Origin of the sequence: Paraburkholderia sp. J94, from assembly GCF_905220285.1 — a bacterium.
In the GTDB taxonomy this organism is placed as follows: domain Bacteria; phylum Pseudomonadota; class Gammaproteobacteria; order Burkholderiales; family Burkholderiaceae; genus Paraburkholderia; species Paraburkholderia tropica_A.
The window spans coordinates 104,380-120,802 of the sequence record NZ_CAJMZH010000014.1 but is presented as its reverse complement, the minus strand read 5'-3'; the positions used below and the strand labels follow the sequence as shown (position 1 = coordinate 120,802).

Genomic DNA, 16,423 nt, shown 5'->3' with positions numbered 1-16,423 from the left:
ATGCTCCGGTCGGCGCCGCACGCGGCCCGCCACCCCAACGGTGACGGCGCACAGCCTTTTTCAGTGAGAGCGATTATTGCCGCGCGGGGCAAGCGGCGATTGACGGAGTAAGGCGGGGAAACCGGGGTATTTCACTGGATGGAAGGCCGGAACCGGCGCGAGGCGGGCCGGATCGGCGCGAGGATGGCGGATTCGTGACGCGCGGATGTCGCGGCGGCGGCGGGAAAATGGCCGCCAAATGGTGAGAAAACGGCGGCCAAACGGCGGGAAAACGATGCAATGAGGGCGCGAACACGGGCGAGCGCCACAGCCGCCCGCGCCCTGCGCCGCCCCGCCAGCGGCGGCGCAGGACGCAGGACGCCAGGCACGCTCAGAACGCGAAGTAAGGCGTCTGCGTGCCGCCCGTGGCGGTCTTGTCGAAGCCGTAATAGACGTAGCGGCCGTAGAAGAACGGCAGGCCGAGGTCGAGGTTCGCGTTCGAGCCGAACTCGCCGCCGAGGTCGTTCGCCACGTAGTTCGTGCCGTTGCCGAGCAGCACCTGCGCGCTCACCACGTTGAAGTTCACGGTGGCCGTCTTGTTGTTGAGATCGGTCAGCGTCGCCGAGAGCGCGAGCGGCGTCGACGGGCAATAGAAAGTGCCGAGATTGCCACCGCACTGCCCGATCGAACTGTCGTTGAAGAACAGCCCGTTCGAACCGGAGTCGAGGAAGGCCGCGAGCGAGCGCCCCTTGTAGCTGCCGACCACGTCGCCCCACTGATCGGTCGCGAAGGTCTGGCTGGCGCTCATCGTGTTGTTCGACTGCGTGCCGATGCCGAACACCAGCGTGCCGGTCGCGCTGGCCTGGCCGTTCAGCGAGACGGGCTGCATCTGCAGGATCACGCCGTTGTTGTCGGTGGCGAAATGCGCGACGGGATTGGCGACCTGCGCGCCCGTGGCGACCGCGACGGTGCTGCAATTGCTGCCGTTCGGGCAGCTGTAGTAGCTGCTCGTGTTGTTGACGTTGGTCGCGCAGCGCGAGCCGCAGTCCCACGGCGCCACGCCGATGCCGATCAGCCCGTTCGCGCCCAGCTCCTGCGGCGAGTTCTGCGCGGCGCCGTAGCTCGCGCAGGCTTGCGGCACGCTGCTCGTGCTGAGGTCGCCGACCACCTGGACCGGGATGTTGCTGGCCGTTTCGCCGCCGATCTTCACGTCGGCGTTGCGCACCGTGCCCCAGGTGTAGCCGTCCGCGAAGGCCGTGCACTCGGCGAGCGTGCCGCCCGAGGCCGTCGTGAGCGGCAGCGCGCCGGTCATCGTGCTGTTGAGCGCGGAAGCGGCGATGCGCAGCCCGTACGACGCCGTATCGACCTGAACATTGCTGATGGTCTGACAGGTGCTCGTGCCCGCCACGCACAGCGTCACGCTGATGGTGGGAATGTTCGGCATGTTGCCGGTGACACCCGCATTCACCGTCACGCCGACGGTATTGGCCGCGCCGACCGCGATCGGCTGCTGCGTGGGGCCGGCGGGCAGTTTCGAGGTGTCGCTGGCGCTGTTGCTGCTCGAACTGCTGTTGTCCGAACCGCCGCCACCGCCGCAGGCCGCGAGGCCCGCACTGAGCGCGAAACACGCCGCCAGCAGGCCGCCGCGCGCGAGGGCCGGACCGGCGCTCAAGGTACGCAGAGCGCGCAGCGCGTCGAGGACGTGCAGTGCGCGGGGAATGAGATTGGAGAAGCCGATGGTGAACACGCGTCGTCTCCCGTTCGTCATTGAATGTCGGAGGCGCTGACGCCCGACGGCAGCGCCTGCGGCAGCCACGCCTCGCCCGAGAACGCGCCCATGTGGCCGCCCGAGTGGACCACGAGGCCGCTGCTGTCGACCGCGCCCGGCCCGCGCACGCCCGCCGCGCGATTGGCCTTCACGCCGGCGACGTATTGCGGGAAGTAGCTGCCGAGCAGCGACGCGAGATCGGGCGGCTGCGGCCCGTTCCACGCGACGCCGAACACCGTGCCCGCCGAGGAAAGGTACTCGCGCACGACGGTGCCGTTGGCGAGCGTGGTTTCGCGCACCGTGTAGGCGGTCGAGCTGGCGCTGGTGGACGTACCGGTGGACGTGCTCGCCGACACACTGGACGAAGCCGCCGCGCTCGCCTGCACGGCCTGGCGCTTCACGGTGGACACCGCCGTGTTCGCGGTGCTGGGCGCGCCGACGGTCGCGCCGGCCGGCGTCGTCATCGGCGCACCGCCGAGCGCGGCGCTGGCCGGCTGGGCGATACCCAGCAGCCCGGCCGCGCAGACGAGCGTGGCCACGGCGCGCTGCAACGCAGCCAATATCGAAGCGGAAAACCGGGGGGAAAGCGGGGAAAAAACCGAAGAAAACAGCGAGACAGGAAGCGAAACAGAAACCGGAGCAGCCCAACCCAATCTGGAACCAGAATCCGCGAAGGAACCGGAAACGGACGGATCAGCAGGCAGGTGCGCGCCGGGCGAACCGGCACGGCGGGTCGCGGCGAACGCGACGGACGAGGCAAGCGGATACAAGGCGGCCCTCCCTCTCTCGGTGGCACGCTCCCGCACACGGCGCCGCGCGCGCCCGGTCGAACAAGCTCAAGCGAGGGCGGCGGCGGAACGGGAAGCGGCTGGCTGCGCTGCCTGACGCCGCCACGGCGTGCGCCGCGGCGGGACAACAGCGTTCACCGTCAAGTATGCCTGTCGACGATGACACCCGACACTCGGCAATTTCGCCAGGTGCGGCGCGGCAAACCCGCGCTCGCCGACCGACGCGGCGTCCCGCCCGCGCCCGCGCCCGGCTGTCCGCCTTAGAACCCGAGACTCGCCAGCAGATCGTCGACCTGAGCCTGATCCTGGACGACGTCGGTCTTGCCTTCCGGGTTGATCTGCGGACCGTTGAGCAGGCCTTCCGGGCTGCCCGTGCTGCTCGCCTGCGCTTGCGCCTCGGCCAGCAGCGCGGCGGTCGCCGCGAACTGCTCGCGCCGCTCGGGCGCGATGTTTTCGACCAGCACCGTCAGCAGCTGCTGCTCGATCACGTAGACCACGTCCATGATCTTCTTGATCACCTGACCGGTCAGATCCTGGAAATCCTGCGCGAGCATGATTTCGAGCAGTTGCTGATTCGTGGCCGTGGTGACTTCCGGCACGCCGTCGAGGAACTGACGCGTGTCGTCCATCAGCGAGCGCACTTCCTCGCGGCCGATCGGCGCGTCGTACCACGTCGCCCAGCGCGACGACAGTTCCTTCGCGTCGGCTTCGACCTTTTCCTGCAGCGGCTTGGCGAGCTCGATGGCCGACAGCACGCGTTCGGCGGCCTGCTCCGTCATGTTGGCGACGTAGCGCAGCCGGTCGCGCGCGTCGGGCACCGCCTCGGCGGCGCGCTCCACGTGCTTGTCGAGACCGAGCTCGCGCATCGAATCGCGCAGCGTGCGCGTCAGCTGGCCGATGCGCGCGAGGATGCGGTCCGTCGCGAGATCGCCCGACTCCGCGGCGCCTTCATGCGCCGCATCAATGGGCTCGTTCACGTCAGCTCCCGGTCTTCGCCATCTTTTCGAGAATCTTGTTGAGCTTCTCGTCGAGCGTCGCCGCCGTGAACGGCTTGACGACGTAGCCGCTCGCGCCCGCCTGGGCTGCGGCAATGATGTTTTCCTTCTTCGACTCGGCCGTCACCATCAGCACCGGCAGGTGCGAGAGCGAGGCGTCGGCGCGGATTTCCTTGAGCATCGCCAGACCGTCGAGGTTCGGCATGTTCCAGTCGGAAATCACGAACTCGTAGTTGCCGCCGCGCAGGCGCGCGAGGCCCGCTGCGCCGTCTTCGGCTTCGTCGACGTTCGCATAGCCCAGTTCCTTGAGCAGGTTGCGGACGATCCGGCGCATCGTCGGAAAGTCGTCCACCACCAGAATCTTCATTCCCTTGTCCATCTCGGTTCCATTCCTCCAGGCTAAAACCTGGGCAATTATCCAGACAAGCGCAGTGCCTATCCAGATAAATTAATCGTGATCGATCGCGCAAGCCTTACAAAGCCCCACGATCTCTCGTAAAAAGTACGCGCCCCGCGAGGCCGGCATATTACACGCGCTGGACGCGATCGCCCATCGAAGCGAGACGCGTCATCACGCGGCGGCTCATGTCGGCGAGCGAAGCGATCTCGTCGGCGGCGCCGAGCGCGATTGCTTCACGCGGCATGCCGAACACGATGCAGCTCGCTTCGTCCTGCGCGAGCGTGAACGCGCCGGCCTTGCGCATTTCCAGCAGGCCTTGCGCGCCGTCGCGGCCCATGCCCGTCAGAATCACGCCGATCGCGTTCTTGCCCGCGTGTTGCGCGGCCGAGCGGAACAGCACATCCACCGACGGACGATGCCGGTTCACCGGCGGGTCGTCGGACAGATGCGCGATGTAGTTCGCACCACTACGCGCGAGCAACAGGTGAGCGTGGCCCGGCGCGATGTAGGCATGCCCGGGCAGCACGCGTTCGCCGTGCTCCGCTTCCTTCACCGTGATGCGGCACAGCCCGTTCAGGCGCTGTGCGAACGACTTCGTGAAACCCGGCGGCATGTGCTGCGCGATCAGCACGGCGGGCGCGTCGGGCGGCAGCGGCTGCAGCACTTCGCGGATCGCTTCGGTGCCGCCCGTCGATGCGCCGACGATGATCAGCTTTTCGGTCGAGACGAGCGGGTTGTTGATCATCGGCGCGGCGGCGGCCGGTGCGTGCGCGGCGCCATGCGCGGCGGCCGGATGACCGGCGGCCGGCGCGGCGGCAGCACGCGCGGGCGCGGCCGGACGCACGCGGGCGCGCGCGGCGGCGCGCACCTTGTCGGCGAGCTTTTCGGCGTAGTCGAGCATGCCGTCGCGGATGCCGACCTTCGGCTTCGTCACGAAATCGACCGCGCCCAGTTCCAGCGCGCGCAGCGTGATTTCATTGCCGCGTTCGGTCAGCGACGAGACCATCACGACCGGCATCGGCCGCAGGCGCATGAGCTTCTCGAGGAAATCGAGACCGTCCATGCGCGGCATTTCCACGTCGAGCGTGAGCACGTCGGGGTTGTGCTGCTTGATCAGCTCGCGCGCCACGAGCGGGTCGGGCGCGGTCGCAACGACGGTCATATCCGGCTGACTGTTGATGATCTCGGTCATCAGGCTGCGGATCAGCGCCGAATCGTCGACGCACAGAACCTTGATTTTTTGCACAGCGTTCACGCCTCCTCTACTGTCCGGGCGTTGTCATGGCCGGGATGCCGCGTGGCCGGGGCCGAGCCCGCGCCGAACAGCTCGACGCGCGGCCGCGCCGGCTGCGGCGTGGATGTTGAAAAGTGGTTGCCGGCCGCGGCGCCGTTCGCGCCAGGCGCGCCCGGGCGCGCCGCGCCGTTGAGTCCGAACAGCTCGACGCGGGCGCGCGCGCGTGCCAGACGCTCGGCGCGCGCTTCGGCCGACTGCTGGGCGAGCGCCTGTTCGCGCTCGGTCACGCTCGTCTCCTGCGACAGGCGCAGCTTCTTGACCATCACCTGGCCGGTGCGTGGCAGGAACGCGACCTTGCGCGGATGCGAGCCCTGCAGATCCTCGGCGACGATGCGGATGCTTTCGGTCGCGAGATAGCGGCGCACGAACGCGGCGTTGCGGTCGCCGATGTTCATCGTCGTCATGCCCGCCAGCACGGCCGCGCCGCCGAACACCTTGGCTTCGAAGCGCTCGCGGCGGCCGCCCGCCTTGATCAATTCGTTGATCAGCACTTCCATCGCGTAGGCGCCATAGCGCATCGCGTCGGAACCGACCGGCGCGGTGCCCGCGTCGGCGCCGTCGTCGGGCAGCATGAAGTGATTCATGCCGCCGATGCCGGCAGTGCGGTCCTGGATGCAGGCCGCCACGCACGAGCCGAGCACGGTGACGAGCACCATGTCTTCGTTCGTCGTGAAGAATTCGTTCGGCAGCAGCTTCACGCCGGGGCGTTGAAAGTGCGCGTCGAAGTAGCGGTTGGTCGCGATCGGCAGACGGGTGCTCATACGCTCGCTCCCAGCGGTTCGGACTTCGCGGGCGTCTTCGCGCCGCTAACCGTGCTCGCGGCGCTCGTCGTACTCGTAGCCGACGGACTCGCGCCGCGTCCGCGCGTGAGTTCGTAGACGGTCTGGCCGCGCAGACGGAAGGCCTGCGTGACGTACGTGAAGTTCTCCGAATGGCCGGCGAACAGCAGGCCGTCCGGCTTCATCAGCGGCTCGAAGCGCGTGAGCACCTGCGCCTGGGTCGGCTTGTCGAAGTAGATCATCACGTTGCGGCAGAAAATCGCGTCGAAGTTCTGGCGCAGGCCGTAGTCCGAATCGGTCAGATTGAGCTGCTCGAACTTGATCATCTGGCGCAGTTCCGGGCGCACCTTCACGAGACCCGCGTGCGAGCCCGTGCCCTTCAGGAAGAAGCGCTTCAGGCGCTCGGGCGTCAGGTGCTTGACCTGATCCCAGGCGTAGACGCCCGCGTCCGCTTTCGCGAGCACCTGGGTGTCCAGATCGGTGGCCAGCACGCGCGCCTCGCGGGCGGCGCGGTCGCCGAGCGCTTCGATCAGCGTCATCGCGATCGAGTACGGCTCCTCGCCCGTCGAGGCCGCCGAGCACCAGACCGAGACCGGCTGCGCGCGGCGCTTCACGAAATCCGCGAGGATCGGGAAGTGATGCGCCTCGCGGAAGAACGCCGTGAGGTTGGTCGTGAGCGCGTTGGTGAACGCTTCCCACTCGCTCGCGTCGTTGCGCTTTTCGAGTTCGTCGAGGTATTCGCGGAAGCTGTCGAGGCCGAGCGCGCGCAGACGCCGCGCGAGACGGCTGTAGGCCATGTCGCGCTTGTGGTCCGAGAGCGAAATGCCCGCGCGGCGATGGATCAGCGCGCGGATGCGCTCGAAATCCGCCGTCGTGAAGTCGAAGTCGCGCGTGGCGCCTTCGCCCGATGCGCCGGATGCGAGACGCGTTGCGTCGCCACGATCGGCCTGGGTGTTGCGTTCGGTGCGGGACCTCATGACCCTGCCCCTACGCGCGCTGCGCGCACTGCCGCGTGTGACTGCGCACTTCCGGCCTCCTGCAATGCCAGCGTAAGCGCGGCGCGCGGTGCGCTCGCTGCCAGGCGGGCAGCGGCGCGGTGCGAATCATGCCGGGGTGTTGCGCTCAGTTGCATTGCCGTTCTCGTCTGCCTATGTCTACTTCTGGTTGTTGCGTGGATGATTGCCGTGCTGCCGGTGCTAATTTTTCGACTGCTTTTTCGACTGCTTTTTTTGCTGCCGTTTGACTGCGTGTTCTACGTGCTCTGCCTGCGTGGCCGTCTTGAGTCGATCAGAACGTCTCCCAATCGGAATCGTCCTTCGCGGAAGCCGCCACGCTGACCGGCGCCGCTTGCGGCTCGGCGCGCACTGCCGCCGGTTTCGCCGCCTTCGCAGCCGGTGCCGAAGCGGCGGGCTTCGACGCCGTCGGCGTCACGCGCTTCGCGGACGCCGCCGCAAACTTCGCATCCGTCTTTGCAGCAACGGCAGGCGCGGCGGAAACTGAAGGCTTTGTTACGTTATGGCTGCGTGCCATGCCGCTTGAAGCAGCATTCGAAGCGCCATTCGAAGCGCCGCGATCGCCGCCATTCGTGCGCCACGTGCCCAGCACGCCTTGCAGATTGCGCGTCTGTTCTTCGAGCGATGCCGCCGCAGCCGCCGCCTCTTCCACGAGCGCCGCGTTCTGCTGCGTGACCGTGTCCATCTGCGTGACCGCGCGATTGACCTGCTCGATGCCGCTCGACTGTTCCTCGGATGCCGCGCTGATCTCACCCATGATGTCGGTCACGCGACGCACGGCCTGAAGGATCTCGTCCATCGTCGTGCCCGCGCGGCCCACCAGTTGCGAGCCGCTTTGCACCTTCTGCGCGGAATCGCTGATGAGTTCCTTGATTTCCTTGGCCGCGCCCGCGCTGCGCTGCGCGAGCGTGCGCACCTCGCCCGCGACCACGGCGAAACCGCGGCCCTGCTCGCCCGCGCGCGCCGCTTCCACGGCCGCGTTGAGCGCGAGAATATTGGTCTGGAACGCGATGCCTTCGATCACGCTGATGATGTCGACGACCTTCGCCGAACTCGCGGCGATGTCCTGCATCGTATGCACCACTTCGCCGACCACCTCGCCGCCGCGCGTCGCGATATCGGACGCGTTCACGGCAAGCTGGCTCGCCTGGCGCGCGTTCTCGGCGTTCTGACGCACGGTGCCGGTGAGCTGCTCCATGCTCGACGCCGTCTCCTGCAGCGACGCGGCCTGCTGCTCGGTGCGCTGCGACAGATCGGTGTTGCCCATCGCGATCTCGCGCGCGCCCACGTCGATCGAACCCGCGCCGTTATGGACGGCGGAGACGAGCGAAACGAGGCTGTCCTGCATGCGCTTGACGCCCGCGAACAGACGCCCGATCTCGTTGTTGCTGTAGACCTCGATGCGTTCGGTGAGATCGCCCTGCGCGATGCGCTCGAAGGCCTGCACCGCGTCTTCGAGCGGCTGCACGATCAGACCGCGCATCGCGAAGCGGATCGCCACCACCAGCACGAGCGCCACGGCAATCGCCACGCCGATCAGCGTGCGCATCAGCGCGATCTGCGAGCGAGCGCCTTCCTCGCGCGCCTGCGCGCCGTCCTGCAGCTGTTGAGCGATCGGCGCCGCCGAGTTGTCGTAGTCGACGAACATCGGGCTGATCTTCGTGTCCGCGATCGCGTGATAGGCCGCCTGATCGTTGGCCCGCAGCGCCGCGAACTCGGGCTGCACGCCGTCGTTGAGCAGCGACGCGCGCTTCGTGTTGAGCGCATCGAGCGCGGCGGCGTCGAGGCCGGTCTTCGGCGCGGACTGGAAAGCCTTCCAGGCGTCGTTCGATTTGCCGAGCAGGAAGTCGGCGCGGTCGATGACCTTCTTCGCCTCGTCGTTCTGACCGGCCGCATAGAGCGAGTTGGCGCGGTCGAGCGAGACGCGCGAGCGCAGCAGATACGACGACGTGTCGTTGAGCGAGCGCATCGCGACGAGATCGCCGCGCGCGATCGTGGCAAGCGAGTCGCTCGCGTTGCCGAGCGCGACGAGCCCGAGCGCGCCGACCAGCACGGTCAGCGCCAGGAGAATGACCCCGACGCCCGTGAGCGTCGTGCGGATCGACCATCTGTGCAACATCGTTTGCTCCTGTCCTGTGCGACGTTCGCGGGCGGCTTCGTCAAGGTGGCGCCGGATTGTGCGGACGCGTCGGGACGATGGCGGTGTGCCGCTCTGACCGGTCTGATGCCGGCGGCTCTCCGCTCTTTCCTCTAACGCGGGCCTTGCGGCCTCACCCCCGAAGCTACCTCGCCTTGTTGCCCTGTCGTGCCTGCTCGTACTGTGCGTGCCTGCGCTGCCGTGCCGATACCGTATGCCGTGTGCTGCGCCGCGTTAAGCGGTGAGCGCCTCGATGAGTTCCATCTCGCGGCTCGTCATGAGCTTCTCGATGTCCATCAGGATCAGCATGCGGCCGTCCACGGTGCCGAGACCCGTGAGGTACTCGGTCGTGAGCGTCGCGCCGAATTCCGGCGCCGGCATGATCTGGTCGGCTTGCAGCGTGAGCACGTCCGACACGCCGTCGACCACCATGCCCACCACGCGATGCGCGACGTTCAGGATGATCACGACGGTCTGGTGGTCGTACTCGACGCGGCCCAGATGAAACTTGATGCGCATATCCACGATCGGCACGATGATGCCGCGCAGATTGATGACGCCCTTGATGAAATCGGGCGCGTTGGCGATGCGCGTGACGCTCTCGTAGCCGCGGATTTCCTGGACCTTGAGAATGTCGATGCCGTACTCTTCCGCGCCCAGCGTGAAGACGAGGAACTCCTGACCGCCTGCGTCGGCCTGTTGCGCGTCGCGGCGGTGCGCGCCAGCGACAGCGCCCTGTGCGCCGCCGCCCTGGATGGATTGGACTTCTGCCACGTTAGCCCCTGAACGGTTGGGAAATGGTTGGTTGATGCGTTCTGTATCGAGCGTGCTTCGAGCGGGCGTCAAGCGCCCGCCCGTTGGGGCGCGCTCAGGCGAATTCCTGGAACGAACCGGCGTTGGCGCTCTTCATGCCAGCGCCCACGCCATGCGACGCGCGCGTTTCGCGGTTCAGCGCGGCCACGTCGACAATCAGCGCGACGCTGCCGTCGCCCAGAATGGTCGCCGCCGAAATGCCGTGCACCTTGCGGTAGTTCGTTTCGAGGTTCTTCACCACGACCTGCTGCTGGCCGACCAGTTCGTCGATCAGCATCGCGAAGCGGCGGCCTTCGGTCTCCATGATGGTGACGATGCCCTGCGTCGGATCCGTGCGCGCGCCATCGACGTTGAAGCACTGGTGCAGCGCGACGAGCGGCAGATATTCGCCGCGCACGCGCACCACGCGGTCGCCGTTGGTGACGGTGTAGATGTCTTCGTGGCGCGGCTGCAGCGACTCCATCACGAAGTTCAGCGGCAGAATGAAGATCTCGTTGCCGACCTTCACCGACATGCCGTCGAGAATCGCCAGCGTGAGCGGCAGGACGATGCGCGTCGTGCTGCCCTTGCCCGCGTGCGAGCTGATCTCCACGTGGCCGCCCATCGCCTGGATGTTTCGCTTGACCACGTCCATGCCCACGCCGCGGCCCGAGACGTCGGTGACCTGTTCGGCCGTCGAGAAGCCCGGCAGGAAGATCAGGTTCCAGACTTCCTCGTCGGTCATCGTGTCGCTGACCGTCATGCCCTGCTTGGCCGCCTTGGCGAGAATCTTGTCGCGGCGCAGGCCCGCGCCGTCGTCGCTCACTTCGATCACGATGTTGCCGCCGTGGTGCGCGGCGGACAGCACGAGCTGGCCGGTCGCGTCCTTGCCCGCGGCGCGGCGCGCTTCCACGGTTTCGATGCCGTGGTCGAGCGAGTTACGCACGAGGTGGGTCAGCGGATCGATGATGCGCTCGATCAGGCTCTTGTCGAGTTCGGTCGCCTGACCGAACGTGACCAGTTCCACTTCCTTGCCGAGCTTCGCGGCGAGGTCGCGCACGAGACGCGGGAAGCGGCTGAACACGTAATCCATCGGCATCATGCGGATCGACATCACCGCTTCCTGCAGATCGCGCGCGTTGCGTTCGAGCTGCGCCATGCCGTTGAAGAGGCGGTCGTGCAGCGCCGGATCGAAGGCGCTGCTGGTTTCCGCCAGCATCGCCTGGGTGATCACAAGCTCGCCCACGAGGTTGATCAGCTGGTCGACCTTTTCCACGCCGACGCGAATCGAGCTGCCTTCCGCCGAAGCGGCGGCGGCCGGACGCGCCTTGCGTTCGTGGTCGGCGTGCGCGGCGGCGGGTGCGGCCGGCGCAGGCGCAGCAACCGGCGCGGCCGGTGCGGCGGCAGGCGCCACTGCCACAGCGGCCGGGGCCGCTTGCGCGACCGGGGCGGCCGCGACAGGCGCGGGTGCGGCCGGCATCGCGGGCGCCGGGGGAATCTCGGCGAGCGGCGCCGGTTCGGCGGGCGCGTCGCTCTGCGGCGCGGAGCCACGGCCGATCGAGATCTGGCTTTCGTCGATCACGAAGCAGCAGACCGCGACGATGTCGTCGGACGGCACGTCGGTTTCGAGCCAGAGCGTGATGTCGCTGCCGGTCTTGAGCTGACCGACGATGCGGCCCAGGTTGCCCAGTTCTTCGGCGAGCAGTTCCTGATCCTTCGCGTCGACACTGCGCAGCGTGATGCGCAGATGCGGGCCTTCGGCGGCGCCGCCTGCTGCACCCGCTGCGGGCGCAGCCGGAGCGGCGGCGGGCGCGGCCGGCGCAGCCTGCATCGCCTCGTCGACGACGTGCTCGGGCGCGCCGTTGCCGGACGCGGCAGCGGCGGTCGCCGACGGCAGGTTCGCCTCGAAGGCGGCGTCGAGATCTTCTTCCGAATCCATCGCCGGTGCGGGTGCGGGCGCCGCCGCAACCGGTGCCGGAGCCGCGACGGGCGCCGGCGCCGCTTCGGCGGCTGCGGGCAAGCCACGGCTTTCCGCGTAGAGACGCTCGAGCTTCGCGCACACGGCCGCTGCGGCCGCCGCGTCGGGCTCGGCGCTCGCGCGGTAGGCGGCGAGCTGGTCGGAGAGCACGTCCTTGGTTTCAAGGAACGTGTCGATCATGTCCTTGCGCAGTACGAGTTCGTTGTTGCGCGCGCGATCGAGCAGCGACTCCAGGATGTGGGTCGTCTCGGTGAGCGCCGTGAAGCCGAACGTCGCCGCGCCACCCTTGATCGAGTGCGCCGCGCGGAAGATTGCCGCCAGATCTTCGGGATCGGGGCGGCCGACGTTCAGGTTCAGGAGAAGCTGCTCCATCTGCGCGAGCAGCTCGTCCGCCTCGTCGAAAAACGTCTGATAGAACTGAGTGATGTCGAGAGTCATTGCTCTTTCACCGCGATTAATGCGTGGGTAGCCGCTGCGTCTGCCGTTGGCAGTGCTGATCGACCGCCGCAGCGCGCCTCATGTCATGTATTCGTTTCACCGAGGGCGCTCGCCAGATCGACGAGCAGCTCCGGGTCCACCGGTTTTTCGATCCAGCCGGTCGCGCCTGCCTCGCGAACGGCTGCCTTGAAGCCTTCATCCGACTCCGTGGTCAAGACGAGGATCGGCGTTTCCTGGTACGACGGGTTGTCGCGCAAGCGCTTGATCAGGTCGAGCCCGCCCATGCGCGGCATGTACAGGTCGGTGAGCACGAGGTCGAAGCGCTGCGCGAGCGCATGCTCGAGACCGTCCTCGCCGTCGTTGGCCACCGTGACCTCGTAACCCGCCGAGCCGAACGCCGCACGCAGGATCTCCCGCATGGACGCCGAATCGTCGATCGCCAGAATATTTCTGATCATCCGTTCCTCGTTCGCGCTTGCCACGCCGCCGTTGTCCCGTTGTTGTTGTTCCGCGCCCTCACGGCGCCTCCGGTTTGGCGGGCAACGCAGGCGCCATCTCGGGAGCAATCGCGGGAGCCACCGCCGGTGCCGGCGGCGCGACCGCGGCCACCGGCGCGCGCCTCGTGGGCGTGGGCGACAGCAGCGGCGGCAGTTTCTGCGGCGCCTGCGCGGCGTCCGCCGGCGATCCGCCCGTCGTGCCCGCCGGACCGCCCGACATCAGCGAGCCTGCAGACAGCGCCTTGCCGGAGCCCGCCGCGTCGTCGGAGAGCGTGGTCGTGGTCGAGTCGTCGCGCATCAGCGCGTCTTCCGACTTCTTGTTCAATACGATGATGCTGATGCGCCGGTTCTCGGGATCGAGCGGATCGGCCTTGTTCAGGTTCTGCGTCGACGCGAGACCCAGCACGCGCAGCACCTTCGCTTCGTCCATACCGCCCGCGATCAGCTCGCGGCGCGACGCGTTCGCGCGGTCCGCCGACAGTTCCCAGTTGCTATAGCCCTTCTCGCCGCCCGCGTACGGCACGGCGTCGGTGTGGCCTTGCACGACGATGCGGTTGGGCACGTCGTTGAGCGTCTTGCCGATCGCCTGCAGGATGTCGCGCATGTACGGCTCGACCACGTCGCGCGCCGTCGCGAACATCGGCCGCTTCTGCGAGTCGACGATCTCGATGCGCAAGCCCTGCAGCGTCGAATCGATGCGGATCTGCTGCTTGAACTGGCGCAGCACCGGATTCGCCTCGATCGCCGCCATCAGCTTCACCTGCAGATCGTGCAGGCGCACCTGTTCCTGGCGTTCGAGCGAGCCTTGCTGCGTCTTCGAGGCCTCGTCGTCGTTGTGCTTGACCGTGCTGCGGTCGGTGCGCGAGCTCATGCCGTCGCTGCGGCGCGTGACGCCGTCGTCCTGCGAGGAGATGTCGCGGCCGCCGCCCTTCACGATCGACGAATCTTCGGCGCTGCGGTCGCCGCCCCAGAGCGTGACCTTGAGCGGCTCGTTGAAGTAGTCGGCAATGCCCTTCAACGTCACCGTCGAGGCCGAGCTGAGCAGCCACATCAGCAGGAAGAACGCCATCATCGCGGTCATGAAGTCCGCGTAGGCCAGCTTCCATGCGCCGCCGTGATGGCCGCCCTTTTTCGGGGCGACGCGCTTCACGACGATGGCGCGATCCTTGTTGTTGCTCATCGGGCCGCCCGCCTTATTTCGCCTTGACGCGGCGCACGTGTTCTTCCAGTTCGGAGAACGACGGGCGCTCGGTCGAGAACAGCACCTTGCGGCCGAATTCCACGGCGATCGCCGGCGCATAGCCGTTCAGGCTCGCGAGGATCGTCACCTTGATGCACTGGAACATCTTGGTCGACTCGGTCACGCGCTGCTCGGCGAGCGAGGCGAGCGGGCCGATCAGACCGTACGAAAGCAGAATGCCGAGGAAGGTGCCGACCAGCGCCTGGGCGATCATCTCGCCGAGCACCGCGGGCGGCTTGTCGGCCGACGCCATGGTGTGCACCACGCCCATCACCGCGGCCACGATACCGAACGCCGGCATCGCGTCGCCCACCTTCGAGAGCGCGTGCGCGGGCGCTTCGCCTTCGGCGTGATGGGTTTCGATTTCCTCGTCCATCAGGCTTTCGATTTCGAAGGCGTTCATGTTGCCGCCCACCATCAGACGCAGGTAGTCGCTCAGGAATTCGACGACGTGCTTGTCGGCCAGGATCTTCGGGTATTGCGTGAAGATCGGGCTTTTCTGCGGATCGTCGATATCCGCTTCGAGCGTGAGCGTCCCTTCCTTACGCGCCTTGGCGAGCAGGACATAGAGCAGCGCGAGCAGCTCCATGTAGACGTCCTTGTTGTATTTCGCGCCCTTGAACAGCGTCGGAAGGACGCCGAGCGTGGCCTTGATCGTCTTGATGCCGTTGCCGAGGATGAACGCGCCGACGCCCGCACCGGCGATCATCAGCACTTCCACGGGCTGCATGAGCGCGCCGAGATGGCCGCCCTCCATCGCATAGCCGCCGAAGACCGACAACAACGTCACGAGTGTTCCCACGATAATCAGCACTGCCGGATCCTCACTGGAAGAATGCGTGGCGAGCCGTCATTGGCCCGCTCCCTTAGTTGGGTTTACGGCACGGGTGCGAAAAACTTTGGGATTGGATGGGAGCGCGGCCCTCGCGCACGCAAACGTTGGAGGGCCGGACCGCCAGCCCGCGTCAGGCGGTGCGGGCGGCTTCGGGCAAGACAGCGGCGAGATGAGCGACGATGACGGGGGATGCGCACAGCGGCAATCTGTCGCCGTTTCCGGGTGCGCGGTGTTTACCCCGAGCATGCGCGCGCCGGGCTCAGGAAGCGTGCGCCGCCACGCTGTTGCGGCGCGTGCGCCCCGCGCGCGAGGGCGGCTGGCACAGCCCGCAGACGAAGCCGCGCTGCGGATCGTGCGCGTGCGCGACGAAGCGGCCGCCGCAGCGCGTGCACGACGTCATCTGCAACAGGCCGGAGGCGAAATAGCGCACCAGCGTCCAGGCGCGCGTGAGGCTCAGCGCAGGCTCCTCTTCGTGCAGGCGCATGTGTTCGAGATAGAGCCGGTAGCTTTTCACGATCGCGCGCACGGTGTCGCAGCGCCCCTGCCCGCTCATGAACAGGAAGGTGTTGTAAAAAAGCGAGGAGTGCACGTTCGGCTGCCACGTCATGAACCAGTCGGTCGAGAACGGCAGCATGCCCTTGGGCGGCGATTCGCCCTTCACTTCCTTGTACAGACGGATCAGGCGGTCGCGCGACAGCGAGGTTTCCGCTTCGAGCATCTGCAGGCGCGCGCCGAGTTCGATCATCTCGATCGCGAGCGCGATCTCCTTGACTTCGAGCACCACGCTGCGCGACGGGCCGCGGGTCGCGCTCTTCGTCGCGCCTTTCTTCGTTGCGGGCTTCGTCGCGCTGTCCGGCTGGATAGCGTTCTGCGTGCCGCTGTGGGTGTCGCTCTCGTCCGCGGAACCGGCCGCGGGATTCAGCAGCGCGCCGGGCGCAGCCTGAGAGACTGCGCCTGCCGCGGCATGCGTCGCCGGTAGTGTCGCCATAGACCCCCGAATGGATCACGCGTGGATCCGTGATGGACGCGGCGCCTGGGGGCCGCGAGGTGAGCCGGGCGGCGGGTCAGTTGACCTGCTCGACGCCCTGGCCGGCCATCAGGATGGCGGAATGGGTTTGCGCGGCCTTGCCCTTGTCGGCGAGCGCGCCGAGGATGGCGTGGTCGTCGAAACGGAAGCGGCACAGCAGTTGATTCGATGCGGCGAGCCGCACCGTCTGCGCGAAGGTCAGATTGGCCAGCACGTCGGCCAGCTGCTCCGAGATGCCCATACGGAACATGCCCGTCGGCCGGTCTTCGCGCAGCAGTCGTTGCGCGAGCAACAGGTACGACAGATTCACTTCCTTGATCTCGCTGAGCATGTCGCTTGGCGTCGTCGCGCTCATGGATACCCCCGAATTCGAAACGTAGCGGCTGGTCAGGCCTGGTGCGGAAACGTTTGCTCGTTCGACGCAGCGCGGACAGCGCAAAAGCGAGGCGAACGGCCCGTTTAG

General features: G+C 67.3%; 15 protein-coding genes. All 15 read right to left on the bottom strand.

The annotated features are described in order from the left end of the window. Window positions 1–370 precede the first annotated feature (370 nt). The gene (locus U4Y88_RS27295) at window positions 371–1,726 is read right to left on the bottom strand and encodes a DUF3443 domain-containing protein (protein WP_321787604.1); all 1,356 of its coding nucleotides are present in this window, start codon (window positions 1,724–1,726) and stop codon (window positions 371–373) included. A gap of 17 nt (window positions 1,727–1,743) precedes the next feature. Next, on the bottom strand, window positions 1,744–2,286 hold the full coding sequence (locus tag U4Y88_RS27290) for a DUF2844 domain-containing protein (RefSeq protein ID WP_321787602.1): 543 nt from the start codon (window positions 2,284–2,286) through the stop codon (window positions 1,744–1,746). Between the two features lie 509 nt (window positions 2,287–2,795). Further along, window positions 2,796–3,512: a protein phosphatase CheZ gene (gene cheZ, locus U4Y88_RS27285; protein ID WP_224015637.1), complete on the bottom strand. Its 717-nt coding sequence runs from the start codon at window positions 3,510–3,512 to the stop codon at window positions 2,796–2,798. 1 nt (window position 3,513) lies between these two features. Next, a complete protein-coding gene (cheY, locus tag U4Y88_RS27280) occupies window positions 3,514–3,909 on the bottom strand; it encodes a chemotaxis response regulator CheY (RefSeq protein WP_065065604.1) in 396 nt (131 codons plus the stop codon). 148 nt (window positions 3,910–4,057) lie between these two features. Beyond that, window positions 4,058–5,176, bottom strand: a complete 1,119-nt coding sequence (locus tag U4Y88_RS27275; protein ID WP_224015700.1) for a protein-glutamate methylesterase/protein-glutamine glutaminase — start codon at window positions 5,174–5,176, stop codon at window positions 4,058–4,060. Between the two features lie 5 nt (window positions 5,177–5,181). Beyond that, window positions 5,182–5,985: a chemoreceptor glutamine deamidase CheD gene (cheD, locus tag U4Y88_RS27270; RefSeq protein WP_321787600.1), complete on the bottom strand. Its 804-nt coding sequence runs from the start codon at window positions 5,983–5,985 to the stop codon at window positions 5,182–5,184. Continuing rightward, window positions 5,982–6,980 (bottom strand): CheR family methyltransferase, encoded by a 999-nt coding sequence (locus U4Y88_RS27265; RefSeq protein ID WP_224015633.1) that lies wholly within the window; start codon window positions 6,978–6,980, stop codon window positions 5,982–5,984. The genes cheD and U4Y88_RS27265 overlap by 4 nt, the downstream gene beginning before the upstream one ends. A 310-nt stretch (window positions 6,981–7,290) precedes the next feature. Further along, on the bottom strand, window positions 7,291–9,135 hold the full coding sequence (locus U4Y88_RS27260; protein WP_224015631.1) for a methyl-accepting chemotaxis protein: 1,845 nt from the start codon (window positions 9,133–9,135) through the stop codon (window positions 7,291–7,293). Between the two features lie 252 nt (window positions 9,136–9,387). Then, window positions 9,388–9,927, bottom strand: coding sequence for a chemotaxis protein CheW (locus tag U4Y88_RS27255; protein ID WP_224015629.1), 540 nt, complete (start codon window positions 9,925–9,927; stop codon window positions 9,388–9,390). Between the two features lie 94 nt (window positions 9,928–10,021). Continuing rightward, the gene (gene cheA / locus U4Y88_RS27250) at window positions 10,022–12,361 is read right to left on the bottom strand and encodes a chemotaxis protein CheA (protein ID WP_321787598.1); all 2,340 of its coding nucleotides are present in this window, start codon (window positions 12,359–12,361) and stop codon (window positions 10,022–10,024) included. An 83-nt stretch (window positions 12,362–12,444) separates the two neighbouring features. Further along, window positions 12,445–12,819 carry a response regulator gene (locus U4Y88_RS27245; RefSeq protein WP_224006463.1) on the bottom strand — a complete coding sequence of 125 codons (375 nt, stop codon included), beginning with the start codon at window positions 12,817–12,819 and terminating at the stop codon, window positions 12,445–12,447. Between the two features lie 58 nt (window positions 12,820–12,877). After that, window positions 12,878–14,038, bottom strand: a complete 1,161-nt coding sequence (gene motB / locus U4Y88_RS27240; RefSeq protein WP_405045148.1) for a flagellar motor protein MotB — start codon at window positions 14,036–14,038, stop codon at window positions 12,878–12,880. A 13-nt stretch (window positions 14,039–14,051) separates the two neighbouring features. After that, complete coding sequence (gene motA / locus U4Y88_RS27235; RefSeq protein WP_224006466.1) at window positions 14,052–14,912, bottom strand: flagellar motor stator protein MotA; 861 nt, start codon at window positions 14,910–14,912, stop codon at window positions 14,052–14,054. Window positions 14,913–15,192: 280 nt separating this feature from the next. Further along, complete coding sequence (flhC, locus tag U4Y88_RS27230) at window positions 15,193–15,717, bottom strand: flagellar transcriptional regulator FlhC (protein ID WP_224006758.1); 525 nt, start codon at window positions 15,715–15,717, stop codon at window positions 15,193–15,195. 280 nt (window positions 15,718–15,997) lie between these two features. Then, a complete protein-coding gene (gene flhD, locus U4Y88_RS27225) occupies window positions 15,998–16,315 on the bottom strand; it encodes a flagellar transcriptional regulator FlhD (RefSeq protein WP_253074369.1) in 318 nt (105 codons plus the stop codon). Window positions 16,316–16,423 lie beyond the last annotated feature (108 nt).